The sequence below is a fragment of the Rhodococcus sp. P1Y genome (assembly GCF_003641205.1).
Lineage (GTDB): Bacteria > Actinomycetota > Actinomycetes > Mycobacteriales > Mycobacteriaceae > Rhodococcoides.
Window position 1 is genome coordinate 1,398,419 of sequence record NZ_CP032762.1, and the last position, 13,514, is coordinate 1,411,932.

The window sequence follows — 13,514 nt, forward strand, 5'->3', positions numbered from 1 at the left end:
AGATCAGCCTTGCGCGCCTGCCAACCGCGTGCGGGCATCACGCTCGACGAACAGCGGCACGAAGTCGCGGATTTTGCCGCCGTCGAAGCGGCGGTGTGATTCGGCGACGATAGCTGCGACGTCGCTGCCGGGGAACATCGCTGCGAGGCGATCGCGAACCTCGTCGAGGGCGCGCTGCTCTTCGGGGGAGATCGGGGAGGGGGCTGCCATCGTTAGAGGATGCTCCTCGAACGTCACAATTCCAAGCGAAACTAAATAACTACCCGGGTGTTATTCGGTCCCCGTGACCGCGTACTCGGAGTAACAGCAACGTCAGGCGGTCAGAGGCGCGTCGGCGCCGAGAGGGTCGTGCAATCAACGTCACGTTTGAACTGGATTGTGGCGGGCCGAACAGCGAGGTTCGCGGAGGCGGCGTCACACGCGCAGCGCACGTGTTCACGAAGGATCTGCAGGCCCGATCCATTCGGGGTACTGCAGGTGGTCTGCGGGCAGGGTGGGGAATACGTAGCCCTCCGGCGGGTACAGGTACGGCGACGGCTCCGTACGGACGAACGTGGGGAACTGCGCTGCCCACCAATCGAAGCACGGTTCTGCAACCGCTCCGTTGTCCGAGTAGGCCGCGTGCACCATGCCGTCGATCTTCCAGTCGCCGAATACGTTCCAGCTCGGGAGGAAGTGGGCGCGAGGGTCGGAGGCCGCGGGGTCGGCGTCGGGAATCCCGGGGAGCCCCGGGCTGTCGGCGGTGGTCGAAAGCTGTACGTGGATCGCGTCCTTGATGGGCGAGAGGTTGTAGTTCTTCGCTGGATTGTCGCCGAGTCCGTAACCGCACACCGTTGCGTCGATGTTTTTGCCGTCGGTGGTGACTCGAGCGAGATGGTAGTACTGCGCCCACTCGTTGGTGTCGGGCTTCTCCGGGCTGCGGGCGTAGTAGTAGGGGGTGTAGCGGCTGTTGCTTTCGCTTGGCGCCCCGATCGCCTCCAGATACCCGGGGAATTGCGGAAAGTCCGCGAATTTCCCGACGCCGAAAGCGAGTGCGTAATCGCCGGATTCGACCGATGCTCGCACGAGTTCGCCTGTGCGGCCCAATAGGTCGATCCCGTCGGGCGCGGTCCACTCCGTTGTGTATCGAACTGGAGGGTCGAGGTTCGGCTGCGCCGTTGTGTCTGCAGGCGTGGAATCGCCTCCACCACAGGCGACCAACGTCACCGCTGCGAGTGCCAGGACTGCGAAACATCGTGCTCTAGCCATCTTTCAGGATCACCCGTCCGTATGCGTCCGATATTCTGCTCGAGTTGCCGTCACCAGGATTGCCCAGACGATTGAACATCGTTTCGAGGCCACTCTGTTGCCGCGTGTCCTGGGAGCGCCCACTGTCGGGTTCGTACGGACGCAGAGTGCCGTCGGCGTCGAACATCTCTTTCATATCCGCGGTGACGCCGGAGGGTAGATTCGGTTGCGCTGTGAGGATGTTGTAGTAGTCGTGGAACGGATCGTATCCGGACAGTGTTGCTTCCTGCGGGCCATCAGGTTGTGGTCCGACGAGGCTGTCCTTCAACGGATCCCCCACGAGGTCGATCATCGTGTTCGTGTATCCGCCGCCGGGCAGTTCACCGATTCCGGCCGTGCCGAGGGTCATCAAGATGTCGTACGCACCGGATTTGCGTTCGTAGACAGCCTGGGCGAGTTCGGCCTTGTCGGTGTACTGGTCCTCCAGTCCGGTTCTGACTCCGACATCCGTGAGCCCATGGAGGATTCCCACTGTCATCAGCTGCTGTCCTGAATACGGATCCCGCGGGTCCTCTGCGTATCTTCCTTCGGCGGAGAGGATGTGGTTCTGCACTTCGCTGACGAAATACTCACCGGTCGGTGCGTCGGTGTTCATCAACGCGAATACCTGCGCGGCGCCTGCGTACTTCCCGGTGTGGGAGGGGTCGACCCATAGGTTGTCGAAGCCGGGGCGGTCCTGGGACGGCAGTCCGGCCATGTCGGGTATGTACGGACTAATGCTGTGCGCCAGGGTGTTCAGCAGGCTCGGGTTGAGTTGCCCGACCGACTGCTGGTCCGCTTGGGGTATGTCGCTCAGATGCGTCCACTCGTCGGTGGCTATCGCCTCACCCACGGCCGACATGATGCCGCCTGTGCGCTCGGCTGCGGCCACAGCCAGAGGATTGCCCGGATCGGTGACCACCGAGTCTGCCGGGTCGAAGGCGAACAGCGACGACACGGCGGCTCCGTCGTCGGACCAGTTGTGCGTCAGGGTGTCTCGGATGAAATTGTGGCCGTGTTCGGTGTTCGTGACTGCATCATGGACCGCGATCTTGTCCGGTCCCACCGCTGCGAAAATGTCCTCGGTGATGCGAGTGTCGTTGGTTCCGTAGCCGTCGACGGTGAAGAACTCCGTAAATGGCTCATCGCCCTGTTCGTGCTCGACCTGCGCGTGGAGATACTGTCTGCCGACGTCGAGGAGATGCGAATCGAGGGTGCTACCGCTCTTGTACGGGTCACTACCGGCATCGACGATGGATGCGATGGCCTGGCTGTCGCCCACCCCGTTCAGAGCGATGCTCGGCAGGACGGTGGTCCCTGCCCGCTCGAAGCTGTAGACCACCAGATCGTCACGGGTCAAGGCCGCTCGCATCGACTCCGGCAGACGATCGAACCCACCGCCCGTCGGAACACCGTCGTCCCCGGCGACGGTGGCCGCGACGTTCTCGTTGGACAGAATCTGCAGAGCATCGGCGACGCCGCCGCGGGCGTCCTCGGGCAACCGGCCGACGATGTCTGCGATCTCCTGTGGATTCTTTCCGTCCATCGCACGGGCGAGCTGTTCGAGATATTCCATCTGCGACACCGGGATTGCGGTTGTCTCGCCCGAGTGCAGTGCGGCGAGCTGCTCCGGAGTCAAATGGCCGGCTTCGACGAGCCGCTGCTGTTGCTCGGGCGTGAGCGCCGACGGGTCGGTGACCAGGGCCTTGGCGTCGGACTGGCCCTGATCGCCGCCGAGAGTTGCTGCTGAGGTGAAGAACAGCCGCAGACCTTCTCGAGCCGCGGCAAGGGCGTCGCGCACGGTGGCGTCGGCGGAGGCAGTTGCGCGGACGGCGTCGTCGATCTCGTTCTGCCACGGGGTGATCAGGGCTTCGCGGCCGGGGCCGTCACCGCCACCGACTACGAGTGCCTCGCTGACGGTGAGGCATTCGGTTTCGGCGCCGAGGATGGCGGCACGAGCACGTTGGAGCGGGCCGTCGATCTCGTGGAAGCCTTGTCGCGCACGGTCCGCGATGGCTTGGACGTGATCGACGACTTCGACTGCGGCCTTGCGGTCGGAGGAAGCACGGGACTGTGCAGCCTCCGCAGTGTCACCTTCCCAGTACTCGGCACCGGATTTGGTGACGGCGTCGACGTACCGATCGAACAGCGACTCCACCGAGGTGCCGATCGACGTCCAGGCATCGCCGATGGCTGTCAATGCTGCAGGGTTGAAGCCCTGAATCTGCGACTTCGTGAGGTTCACTGCGGAGTCCAGTCACCGGTTGCGTCTGTGTACGCGGCGGCGACTGTGCCTGCGGACGCGTCGTCGGTGGCTCGGTACTGCCTGGCCACGGCCACCATGATCTCGCCCGTCTCGCCGAGGCGTTCCGCGATCGCGGCGGTCAGCGCAGAATCGATCAGGTCGGCCGAGATACTCGACGCTTCCAGTACGGACGACAGCATTCCGCCGGGCACCGACGCATACGGTCCCGCCGCCGAGCCCGTCCGCAATTCGGAGGCCTCACGGGCCAGATCTGCCAGCGTCGACCCCAGCTGCTCGAGTCGCGCCAGATCCACGCTCAGTTCCCCCACGATGGCCCCCCAGCCTTCCGCCACCCATCTTCCAGCACCCATCTTCGAGCACCCATGACGAACGGCCAGTCTAGACGGGAGACCCGACATCCGAGGCGATCGGCACGAACAGCTCAGAAGAGCAGCGGAAGCGATCTACTTCAGGGCCGCTTCCCTCGTGAGAGGAAGCCTCGTCGCGCGAAGGAGGTCAGCCGGTCGATCGTGGACCGCTCGCGCAGCGGGGCGCTCGGGCCGCTGGCCTGGGCCCGCATTCCTGCGACAGTTTCCCGAAGGACTTGTGGCCCATCGACTGTCGCCTGCCACTGCAATATCTCCCTCGCCCGCGACGTATCGAGCAGCGGTGTATTGAAGGCAAGATCGACCCACCCGTGGTGGATCGGCAGCAGATGCGTCGAAAAGCCTGCCCGCACAGCCGCCGTCAGTGCCCGGTACGGCACTGGGACTTGGCGGGCTCCCAAAGCATCGGCGACGTCGACGGCTCGTGCTGGCTCGTCGGCGGCGAGGTTGAACGCACCGGTCGCGCTGCGTTCGAGTATCCGTTTCACGGCGTCGGCGACGTCGTCGCTGTGCACCGCCGGGATGACGAATTTCGGGTCGATGGGCAACAGCGGCACATAGTTGACCACCGATGACGGGATGATATCGGGCAGTGCGTAGCGAAGGACAGCGCTGCCGAAGGCGTATTGCCCGATCATCCCAGGGCGGACTCGCGCCACCGCCACCTCGCGATTCTCGGCCTCGAACGCGTCGAGAACGTCTTCCTCGGCGGCTTTGTCCATGCTGTACGTGGACGACGCCACGCCTGCGCGAGAGAACGTCTCATCGACGCGGCGCCCGTAGGCCCCGGCTGCGTAGATCCCACTGGACGACATGTGTACGAGGTGCCCGACGCCCGCGGCGGCGCACGCCTCGGCTACTCGTCGAGTGCCGCCCACGTTGACTCGTCGTAGATAACCGCGTTCGCGCATGGGCTGAAAGGCCACCGCGAGATGGACTACTGCGTCGGCGTCGGCGAAGGTCTCGCGGAGTGTCTCCGATGAACTTTCCTCTGCCAGATCGACGGTCCGCCACTCGATTCCTGCGTCCGGCGGTTCGCGTCGCGACAGGCCGACAACGCTGTGATCTCTGGTACGAGGATCGTCGGCAAGAGCCTTCAGCAATGCGGTCCCGACGTTTCCGCTCGCGCCTGTGATCGCTATCCGCACGGCGCGTACGCCAACTTCTGAAGGTTCATGATGCTCGGGTCCCCACACCGCGCCGTCGCCAAACCGGCACGGAGGGTTTCAACAGGCACGGCGCAGGTCATGCGCAATCATGACCGCAACGTCGCTGTGGCTCGACCGCCCCGAACGGGCTCCGTACGACTCCGTGGATGTGACGCGCCGCTACGACACGGTGGTCGTCGGGGCAGGCCTGACCGGTCTGGTCACCGCGCTGCTACTCACCCGAGCCGGCCAGAGCGTGGCCGTACTGGAGGCGCGCGAGATAGGAGCGGCCGCGACCGGCAACACCACCGCGAAAATCAGCGTGCTGCAGGGGACGACACTGTCGAAGATCGCGTCGAAACAGCCGCAGCAACAGGTCCGACGCTATGTCGAGGCCAACCTTGCGGCTCAGGCGTGGCTGCTCGACTACTGTGCGTCGAAAGACATTGCCGTGCAACACGAGACGGCATACACGTACGCCACATCTCGGTCGGGTGAGAAGTCGGTCCGCGAGGAACTGCGCATTGCCCGCGGTGTGGGTCTCGACGTCTCGTACTGCACCGAGATCGAATTGCCGTTCCAGATCACCGGGGCGGTAGCAGTGCCCGATCAAGCTCAGTTCGACCCGATGGACGCACTCCTTGCCCTCGCCGAGGATGCGGTGAACGGCGGTGCGCACCTCACCGAGGGTCTCCGGGTCCGCGGTGTGCACCGCGGCCTTCGGCACGTCGACGTGACCACCGACCGCGGATCGGTGCGCGCTGCCCGCGTCGTGCTCGCCACTGGCAGTCCGATCCTCGATCGGGGCGGCTACTTCGCTCGGATGGAGCCGCTTCGGTCCTACGCCGCGGCTTACGATGTGCCCGGCGCCGTCCCGCGGGGGATGTATCTGTCGGCTGATTCGCCGAGTCGGTCCATTCGATATGCACCCACTCCGGACGGCGACCTCCTCCTGGTCGGCGGCAACGGGCACACTGTGGGCCGGGAAGCATCACCGATGAGCGACGTGCGAGATCTCGACGACTGGACCGAACGACACTTTCCCGGCGCGACCCGCACGCATCGATGGTCGGCGCAGGACTACGAATCGCTCGACGCCTTGCCCTACGCCGGGCCTCTTCTTCCCGGCGACGACCGCATCCTCGTCGCAACCGGGTACGACAAATGGGGCATGACGAATGCCGTCGCCGCAGCCATGGTTGTGGAGAAGAAGATCGTCGGAGGTTCGCTTGCCTGGTCGAGCGCCTACGACACCTACCGTCTGCGCCAGCTCGCCGGTGTTTTCAGCGCGCTGAGGATGAACGCGGGAGTGGCGTTCGAACTCACCAAAGGGTGGGCGGCCCCGCTCGTCTCGCAGCGCGCGCCGACTCCCGCCGAGGGACAAGGGCATGTACGACGCGGAATCCTGCCGACGGCAGTGTGCACGGTCGGCGGCACGACGCACACCGTCAGCGCGGTCTGCCCACACCTCGGCGGAATCGTCGCGTGGAACGACGCGGAGAAGTCGTGGGATTGTCCGCTGCATGGGTCACGCTTCGCCGCGGACGGGACCGTCCTCGAAGGACCTGTGACCTCGAACCTGAAGCAGGTCGACTGACGCGCGCTCATTTCTTTACATATTGCTCAGCTCGGATCCCGTGTATCTGCGACTACTTCGCTGCCGAAACCAGGTGTTCCGATAGCCAGTGCTGGGAATAGTCGAGCCACTGTCGATAGTGTCCCATCGCGCAGTGATCGTCGTCGGGGTAGAGCAGGAGGGTCCCGTTTGGCGCGGCGTCGGCAAGGTCGACGCTGTCCTGGGTGCTCATCAGGGTGTCGTTGTCACCGTTGATCACCAGCAGCGGCATCGAGATGTCGGCGTAGCGGTCTTCGATGGACAGAGCCGACAGTTTGCGCATCAGGTCGAGTGGATGTCGCGCGCCGAGGGTGTCGGCGAGCGCGCCGAGGATGATCTGCGGGGTGCCGAACGCGCCACCGGTGAAGGAGAGGTGCGTCGGCGCTCCGCACGCCATGGCGCAGGCGATTCGGTCATCGGTGGCGGCCAGGCGTGCGGTCCAGTATCCGCCGAAGCTGACCCCCACCATGGCGATTCGGCCGGGGTCGAGTCGATCGTCGGCTACGAGGTGGTCGATCACATCGTGGTAGATGGATTCGGAGTCCGGTCGCATGGGCCGGGTGTAGGCATAGCTTCCAGGCATCTCCATCATGAATATCGCCATGCCCGAGTCGCGGTACCGCAGCTGCGGTATCGCCAATTCTTGGGCGGTGCCCTCGAGCCCGTTGGTGGTCAGCACCACCGGGTGCGGGCCCGGCCCGGGCGGCAAGATCAGATAACCGACCACAGTTTCTCCGTCGGATGCGGAGATCTCGACGTGTTCGACGGTGAGGTTCAGCGATGGGGCCAGTGCGCCGATGAGGACGTCGAACATCTCCCGTGACCGCCGATACGCCTGCATCCGCTGGTTGCTGTGTCCCGGGAATGCGCTGACCTGGTAGTAGGTGATGGCTTTGACCCAGGCATCGATCGCCCCGAAAGCGGTGGTCGTTCGGAGTCGATCGGCAGCGGGGGTGTGGGTGGCGATGACGTCGGAAACGGCGACGAGGTCCGATTGGGGTCCGTAGTCGGCGAACACCGCCGCAGCGGGGGCGATCAGATCGGTGAGGGTGGCGAGAGCGTCGGCATCGGAAGCGGTTGTGGGGCTGCAGATGTCGGGGATCGATGCCGAGGTGGGACCGGCGCAGTCTTGGAGGAGCCCGATGGCGCGATCGGCATGGTCGGCCGCGATGCTGTTCCAGTAGCCGCACCAGCGGTCGTCGCGAAACGAACGTGCCTTGGCCAACTGATGCGCGAACTCTTCGCGGTCGAGTCCGCCCATGTTGGCGTAGCGCAGGGCGAACAACGCGGGTAGGAACGGTGCTGCCCCGGTCACTCGGGCGGCGAGATCGGTGGTGCGGGTGACCGCGCAAGCGGTTACCAACAGCTTCTGCAGAAAAGTGGCGCTGGTCATCGTAGGGTCCTTCTGTTCAGAGTGTGTCGGTGACGGCCGCGTTGTGACGAGCGAGTTCGACTGCTGCAGTGGGAGTTCCGTGCCACGGCGATCCGTGTCCCGGGATGATCCAATCGGCATCTATGTCGGCCAGAATGTTCAGCGCGGTGTGTGCTTCATCGGGGTGGTGGGCGAAAAACGGCGGCAGTAGTTGGGGGCCCGTGATGGGCGACAGGCTGTGGCCGGTGACCAAGGCATCGCCGGTGATCAGGACACGTTTGTCGGGGAGATGAAACGCGCTGTGGCCGGAGGTGTGCCCGGAGCAGGCGATGGGGACCGGGGTGCCGGGGAGGTCGAGTGGACCGGTGTGGGGGTAGGAACTCGCGTGCGGGATCGTGATCGGTTTGAGCGCCCCAGCCCGGATGATTCGCGCTGTCCAGCGTATGCCGCGTGGCCGTATGCAGCGTTTGATGATGTCGGTGGGGTGAGCCTGTTCGAGGTCGCCGCTGCGGGCATGGGTGGCATCGGCAGTGCTCATGAACACTTCGGTGCCGTACTTCTCGCGGAAGTGGTTGATGGCTCCCATGTGGTCGAGGTGCGCGTGGGTCAGCAATATCGCCTGGACATCGCGGGGGTGGCAGCCCAACGCTCGAATGGAGGCCTCCACTCGGGACGTGTCTCCCGACCAGCCCGCGTCGATCAGCGTCAGCTCTGTTCCGTCGCGTAACAGGACCCAGTTGACTGCGGTTCCCTCCACACAGAAGACATCCTCGGCGACCTCGTGCATTCGAACCCCCTCACCATTGCCGGAACGACTGTTCCGAAGCTAGCATGCAGGCACCACATAGCGGAACAGTCGTTCCGGTAGGCGAAGGGATCGGGCGATGAAGCTACGACGGGTACGCACCGCGGACGGCCTCCAGGTTCAAGCCTCGGAGAGCGGTGGGGCGTGGGAGCCCATCACGGACAGAACTGCTCTGGGCGGACGGGTTTTCGACCCCGAGTGGGAACTTGCCCGCGCCGACGAACACCTCCAGCGCAGTGCACAGCTGCTGCCGTTCCAGCCGGCGTCGTTCCGCGACTTCATGCTCTACGAACAGCATGTTCTCGACGCCAGCCGGGGATTGCTCCGGCGATTCCATCCGGGCCAGAAGCGGGCGGTCGCCGCTGTCGAGGCCCTCACCCGGCGAACGTTCCCACTCATCAAACCCAAGGCGCTGTTCTACACCCAGCCGATCTACTACATGTCCAACGCGCTCACCTTTGTGCCATCGGGGACACCGATAGTCGCGCCCTCGTACACCGGGGCGCTCGATTACGAACTCGAGATCGGGTTCGTCCTGGCCCGCCAACTGTTCAACGCCACCGCGAACGAGGCCCTGGACGCTATCGGCGCATTCGTCGTGCTCAACGACCTCAGCGCACGTGATGTGCAGCGCGCCGAGATGGGTAGCGGATTCGGCCCGCAGAAGTCCAAGCACTTCGCGACGTCGCTGTCGGAGGTCGCTGTCACCGCCGACGAAATCCTGCCCCGCATCGACGCCCTTCAGGGAACGGTGAGCATCAACGGCACCACCGTGAGCTCTGTGTCCAGCGCCGGGATGCAGCACAGTATCGGAGATATTCTCGCGCATGCCTCCCGCGACGAGATACTTCGACCCGGCGAATTGTTCGCCACCGGAACCCTTCCCGGCGGCAGCGGCATGGAGACCGGACACTGGGTCGAACCCGGCGACATTCTGGAACTCAGTATCGACGGGATTGGCAGTATCCGACACGACATAATCGGTTCGTGACCCGTACTTCGCCCGAAGACCCGCCGCCGCGTACCTCGCGGGACACCAACCGCGTCGAACTGCAGGTGCGTCTGCTCGACGCGGCTGAGGAACTCTTCGCCGACCGCGGCTACGTCGGCGTCGGTGTTCGGGATATCACCGACCGGGCCAACACCCGATTAGCATCGGTCAGTGAGCAATTCGGCGGTAAGGAGGGACTGTTCCAAGCGGTGCTCGCTCGACGTATCCGACCCCTCAACGACGATCGGCGTGTGCGCCTGGCGTCACTACCGGTCCGTGGAACCCGGGCGATACGTCTGCGCGCACTGATCGCCGCGTTCACCGAACCGATGCGGCAGCGCGCCGGTGATTCCGGGTGGGACAACTACTTTCGGGTCATCGCCCAACTCGCCAACTCAGGACACCCCATCGGACGGCTGATCGTCGACGATTTCAACGCCATCGCCACCGACTTCATAGCTCAGCTGCACGTTCTGTTTCCGGGGGCGGACGACGTGGCCGTTCACGACGCTTACCTACACATGGTTGCCGCGTCGATGCACACCTACTCCAATAATCTCCGGCTCGACAGCCTCACCAGGGGTCGTATGCACACACGCGACATCGATGAACGACACCAAGCACTACTTCGCTTCGTTGAAGGCGGCATCACCGCGACGGTGACTGGCGAAGCGTGACATGAAGTTGCCCTGACCTTTCGGGGGTGACCGACTGTCTGTTTCGGTCTCCTGAGGTGAGCGACTGTCTGTTTGGGTCACTCAGAGTGTGCGACTGTCTCATTCGGTCACCTGAGGTGAGCGAATGTCTGTTTCGGTCACTCTGAGTGTGCGAATGTCTGTTTCGGTCTCCTCGGAGAGCCGGGCTCACTGCATCGGGCCGTAGTCCGGCAACCCGCTGACATCACGGACTGCACCCTTGTCGGCTGAGAGAGCGAGCGCTGCATACGCACGCAGTGCCCCGGACACAGTTCGTGTGCGGCTTCGGGGACGAAACCCGCCAGACGCCAGGATCTGTGCGCGCCTTTGCTCGAGTTCCTCGATACCAACGTTCAACTCGATCGTGCGCCCAGGAATGTCGATGGTGATCGTGTCGCCGTCTTCCACCAGGCCGATGGAACCGCCGGCAGCTGCTTCGGGAGAAACATGTCCGACAGACAGACCTGAAGTGCCTCCGGAGAATCGCCCATCGGTCACCAGTGCACAACGCGCACCCAGTCCTCGTCCTTTCAAAAACGCAGTGGGATAGAGCATTTCCTGCATTCCTGGACCGCCCCTGGGGCCTTCGTAACGAATAACGATGATGTCACCAGGCTGAATACGGCCGGACAAGATTGCATCACATGCATCCTCTTGGGATTCCACCACCAATGCGGGACCGGAGAAGGTCAGGATCGAGGCGTCGACGCCGGCAGTTTTCACCACACAACCGTCGAGGGCAAGATTGCCACGGAGAACAGCCAGGCCGCCATCGGTCGAGTAAGCGTGTTCTACATCCCGAATGCACCCGTCGCTGGCGTCGGTGTCCAACGTGTGCCAGCGTTCGGATTGGGAGAAGGCTGTCGCCGACCTCTCGCACCCGGGTGCCGCGTGAAACAGTTCGACCGCCTCGTCCGACGGATTCCTGCCTCGCACATCCCAATTGTCGAGCCATTCAGCCAGCGAGCCGGCATGCGTAGTGTGAACGTCTTCGTGCAACAGCCCGCCGCGGCGAAGCTCCCCGAGGATGGCTGGAATGCCGCCTGCGCGGTGAATATCCTCCATCAAGTAGTCGCCGTTGGGTGCTGCTTTGACGAGGCAGGGAACCGAACGGGACAGCTTGTCGATGTCGGCGAGGGTGTAGTCGAGATGCGCTTCCTGTGCTGCGGCAAGCAAATGCAGGATGGTATTGCTGGATCCTCCCATGGCAATGTCCAGTGACATTGCGTTGTCGAATGCAGCCCGGGAAGCTGTCGACCGCGGCAAAACGGATGCATCATCTTGTCCGTAATACCGCTCGCAGAGCTGGACGACAGTGCGCCCGGCGGCCTCGTACAGTGCGCGTCGCGCAGTGTGGGTAGCGAGCGTCGACCCGTTGCCTGGCAACGCGAGGCCAAGCGCTTCGGTGAGACAGTTCATGGAGTTCGCGGTGAACATCCCTGAACACGAGCCGCACGTTGGGCACGCGGCTTCCTCTATCCGCTCCATGTCCTCGTTGGAGATCGACTCGGCCGCTGCCCCTGACATTGCAGATACCAGATTCAGCCGCTTACGTACCGTGCCATCGACGAGGACCGCTGTGCCGCCCTCCATCGGACCTCCGGATACGAACACGACGGGAATGTTCAGTCGCAGTGCGGCCATCAGCATTCCTGGTGTTATTTTGTCGCAGTTCGAGATACATACCAGCGCGTCAGCGCAGTGCGCGTTGACCATGTACTCGACCGAGTCGGCGATCAAGTCGCGTGACGGCAACGAGTAAAGCATGCCGCCGTGTCCCATTGCGATGCCATCGTCGACCGCGATGGTGTTGAACTCGCGCGCGATTCCACCTGCCTCTTTGATCGCTGCTGAAACCACACGACCTACAGGTTGAAGGTGGGTGTGACCGGGAACGAACTCGGTGAAACTGTTGGCCACTGCGATAATTGGCTTGCCGAAGTCTTCACGGTCTACCCCGGCAGCCCGCAGCAATGCTCGCGCGCCGGCCATGTTTCGTCCGTGTGTGACAGTTCTGGATCTCAAATCGGGCATGACACCACGGTCCCAGTAGCGAGCGGATCCAGGAAGACTGCGCCAGCACTAGTAGTACGACTACCAGGACGTGCGGCCACGGCTAGTATCGAGCCAATGAGTACGACGGCGCGGCGCAAAGAACTGGGTGCCCTTCTGCGAATGCGTCGGGAAGCTATTTCTCGAACGGAGCTCGGACTGCCCTCGCTCCCAAGACGAAGCGCGGGATTGAGACGTGAGGAAGTTTCCTCGATGTCCAACGTGAGCATCACGTGGTATACCTGGCTCGAACAAGGGCGAGATATCAATCCATCGCGTCAGGTACTCGACGCAGTTGCCCGAACGCTTCGCCTTTCGCCGTCGGAGCACGCTTACATTCTGACGCTGGCTGGCCTGTCACCTGCTGAAGTGCAGACCCCGACTGGTCGTGCCGATGCCCCTGAGCATGTACAGCGATTGTTGGACGCTATGGTCGAATGCCCCGCCTTTGCAATAGAACCGGACTGGTGGATATCGGGATGGAATGCTGCCTACGCCAAGCTCTATCCGAATGTCGCACAGATCCCGGCTTCGGATCGCAACCTTCTCTGGTCGATCTTCACCGATCCCTACGTCCGGAAGCTTCTTCCCAATTGGGAGACCGACAGTCGCCGTCTCCTCGCAGAGTTTCGTGCTGAGGCTGGACCGCGCCTCGACGAGCCCTCGCACACGAGTCTTATCGAGAAGCTTCTGGAGGCGAGCGGCACATTTCGCACTGGATGGGAAGGCCGTGATATCGAAGGTTTCGCTTCCCGCGAGCGGCTCTTTCACCATCCACGCGTCGGTGATCTCAGGCTAGAACACCACCAGCTTGCGCCTCTCGATCAGAAAGATCTGAACATCGTGGTGTATTTGCCAATCGATGCACAATCATCCGAACGGCTTCGCCGACTGCTTCAGGCCGATGAAGAACCAGAATCACCGAACAGCGTGGAATAG

General features: G+C 63.4%; 12 protein-coding genes. 4 read left to right on the top strand and 8 right to left on the bottom strand.

Annotated elements, in window-relative coordinates; translation table 11 throughout:
- Positions 1–3: 3 nt before the first annotated feature.
- The 5 genes from D8W71_RS06645 to D8W71_RS06665 all read right to left on the bottom strand — a co-directional run bounded on the left by D8W71_RS06645 (position 4) and on the right by D8W71_RS06665 (position 5,045).
- Complete coding sequence (locus D8W71_RS06645; protein WP_121112038.1) at positions 4–210, bottom strand: three-helix bundle dimerization domain-containing protein; 207 nt, start codon at positions 208–210, stop codon at positions 4–6.
- A gap of 225 nt (positions 211–435) precedes the next feature.
- Positions 436–1,248, bottom strand: coding sequence for a hypothetical protein (locus tag D8W71_RS06650; RefSeq protein ID WP_121112040.1), 813 nt, complete (start codon positions 1,246–1,248; stop codon positions 436–438).
- Positions 1,241–3,511, bottom strand: coding sequence for a TPR repeat region-containing protein (locus tag D8W71_RS06655; protein WP_121112042.1), 2,271 nt, complete (start codon positions 3,509–3,511; stop codon positions 1,241–1,243). The genes D8W71_RS06650 and D8W71_RS06655 overlap by 8 nt, the downstream gene beginning before the upstream one ends.
- On the bottom strand, positions 3,508–3,882 hold the full coding sequence (locus tag D8W71_RS06660) for a hypothetical protein (protein ID WP_236077748.1): 375 nt from the start codon (positions 3,880–3,882) through the stop codon (positions 3,508–3,510). The genes D8W71_RS06655 and D8W71_RS06660 overlap by 4 nt, the downstream gene beginning before the upstream one ends.
- Positions 3,883–3,980: 98 nt before the next feature.
- Positions 3,981–5,045, bottom strand: a complete 1,065-nt coding sequence (locus D8W71_RS06665; RefSeq protein ID WP_121112044.1) for an NAD-dependent epimerase/dehydratase family protein — start codon at positions 5,043–5,045, stop codon at positions 3,981–3,983.
- A gap of 109 nt (positions 5,046–5,154) precedes the next feature.
- Here D8W71_RS06665 and D8W71_RS06670 point away from each other — a divergent pair, with 109 nt between their 5' ends.
- Complete coding sequence (locus D8W71_RS06670; RefSeq protein ID WP_121112046.1) at positions 5,155–6,642, top strand: FAD-dependent oxidoreductase; 1,488 nt, start codon at positions 5,155–5,157, stop codon at positions 6,640–6,642.
- A 52-nt stretch (positions 6,643–6,694) separates the two neighbouring features.
- On the opposite strand, the gene D8W71_RS06675 is transcribed toward D8W71_RS06670, so the two are convergent.
- Both D8W71_RS06675 and D8W71_RS06680 read right to left on the bottom strand, forming a co-directional pair.
- Positions 6,695–8,053, bottom strand: coding sequence for an alpha/beta hydrolase family protein (locus D8W71_RS06675; RefSeq protein WP_161965407.1), 1,359 nt, complete (start codon positions 8,051–8,053; stop codon positions 6,695–6,697).
- A 16-nt stretch (positions 8,054–8,069) separates the two neighbouring features.
- Positions 8,070–8,819: an MBL fold metallo-hydrolase gene (locus tag D8W71_RS06680; protein ID WP_121112050.1), complete on the bottom strand. Its 750-nt coding sequence runs from the start codon at positions 8,817–8,819 to the stop codon at positions 8,070–8,072.
- A 97-nt stretch (positions 8,820–8,916) separates the two neighbouring features.
- On the opposite strand from D8W71_RS06680, the gene D8W71_RS06685 reads away from it, so the two are divergent.
- On the top strand, positions 8,917–9,828 hold the full coding sequence (locus D8W71_RS06685) for a fumarylacetoacetate hydrolase family protein (protein WP_121112052.1): 912 nt from the start codon (positions 8,917–8,919) through the stop codon (positions 9,826–9,828).
- Positions 9,825–10,505: a TetR/AcrR family transcriptional regulator gene (locus D8W71_RS06690; protein ID WP_161965408.1), complete on the top strand. Its 681-nt coding sequence runs from the start codon at positions 9,825–9,827 to the stop codon at positions 10,503–10,505. The genes D8W71_RS06685 and D8W71_RS06690 overlap by 4 nt, the downstream gene beginning before the upstream one ends.
- 186 nt (positions 10,506–10,691) lie before the next feature.
- Here the strand turns inward: D8W71_RS06690 and ilvD are convergent, their stop codons facing one another.
- The gene (gene ilvD, locus D8W71_RS06695; RefSeq protein WP_121112056.1) at positions 10,692–12,557 is read right to left on the bottom strand and encodes a dihydroxy-acid dehydratase; all 1,866 of its coding nucleotides are present in this window, start codon (positions 12,555–12,557) and stop codon (positions 10,692–10,694) included.
- Between the two features lie 96 nt (positions 12,558–12,653).
- Here ilvD and D8W71_RS06700 point away from each other — a divergent pair, with 96 nt between their 5' ends.
- Positions 12,654–13,514 carry a helix-turn-helix transcriptional regulator gene (locus D8W71_RS06700; RefSeq protein ID WP_121112058.1) on the top strand — a complete coding sequence of 287 codons (861 nt, stop codon included), beginning with the start codon at positions 12,654–12,656 and terminating at the stop codon, positions 13,512–13,514.

Coding starts and splice junctions, on each gene's coding strand:
- D8W71_RS06680 (WP_121112050.1), bottom strand. CDS start 8,819: ATGCACGAGGTCGCCGAGGATGTCTTCTGTGTGGAGGGAACCGCAGTC.
- ilvD (WP_121112056.1), bottom strand. CDS start 12,557: ATGCCCGATTTGAGATCCAGAACTGTCACACACGGACGAAACATGGCC.
- D8W71_RS06700 (WP_121112058.1), top strand. CDS start 12,654: ATGAGTACGACGGCGCGGCGCAAAGAACTGGGTGCCCTTCTGCGAATG.
- D8W71_RS06670 (WP_121112046.1), top strand. CDS start 5,155: ATGACCGCAACGTCGCTGTGGCTCGACCGCCCCGAACGGGCTCCGTAC.
- D8W71_RS06650 (WP_121112040.1), bottom strand. CDS start 1,248: ATGGCTAGAGCACGATGTTTCGCAGTCCTGGCACTCGCAGCGGTGACG.
- D8W71_RS06645 (WP_121112038.1), bottom strand. CDS start 210: ATGGCAGCCCCCTCCCCGATCTCCCCCGAAGAGCAGCGCGCCCTCGAC.
- D8W71_RS06685 (WP_121112052.1), top strand. CDS start 8,917: ATGAAGCTACGACGGGTACGCACCGCGGACGGCCTCCAGGTTCAAGCC.
- D8W71_RS06675 (WP_161965407.1), bottom strand. CDS start 8,053: ATGACCAGCGCCACTTTTCTGCAGAAGCTGTTGGTAACCGCTTGCGCG.
- D8W71_RS06660 (WP_236077748.1), bottom strand. CDS start 3,882: ATGGGTGCTGGAAGATGGGTGGCGGAAGGCTGGGGGGCCATCGTGGGG.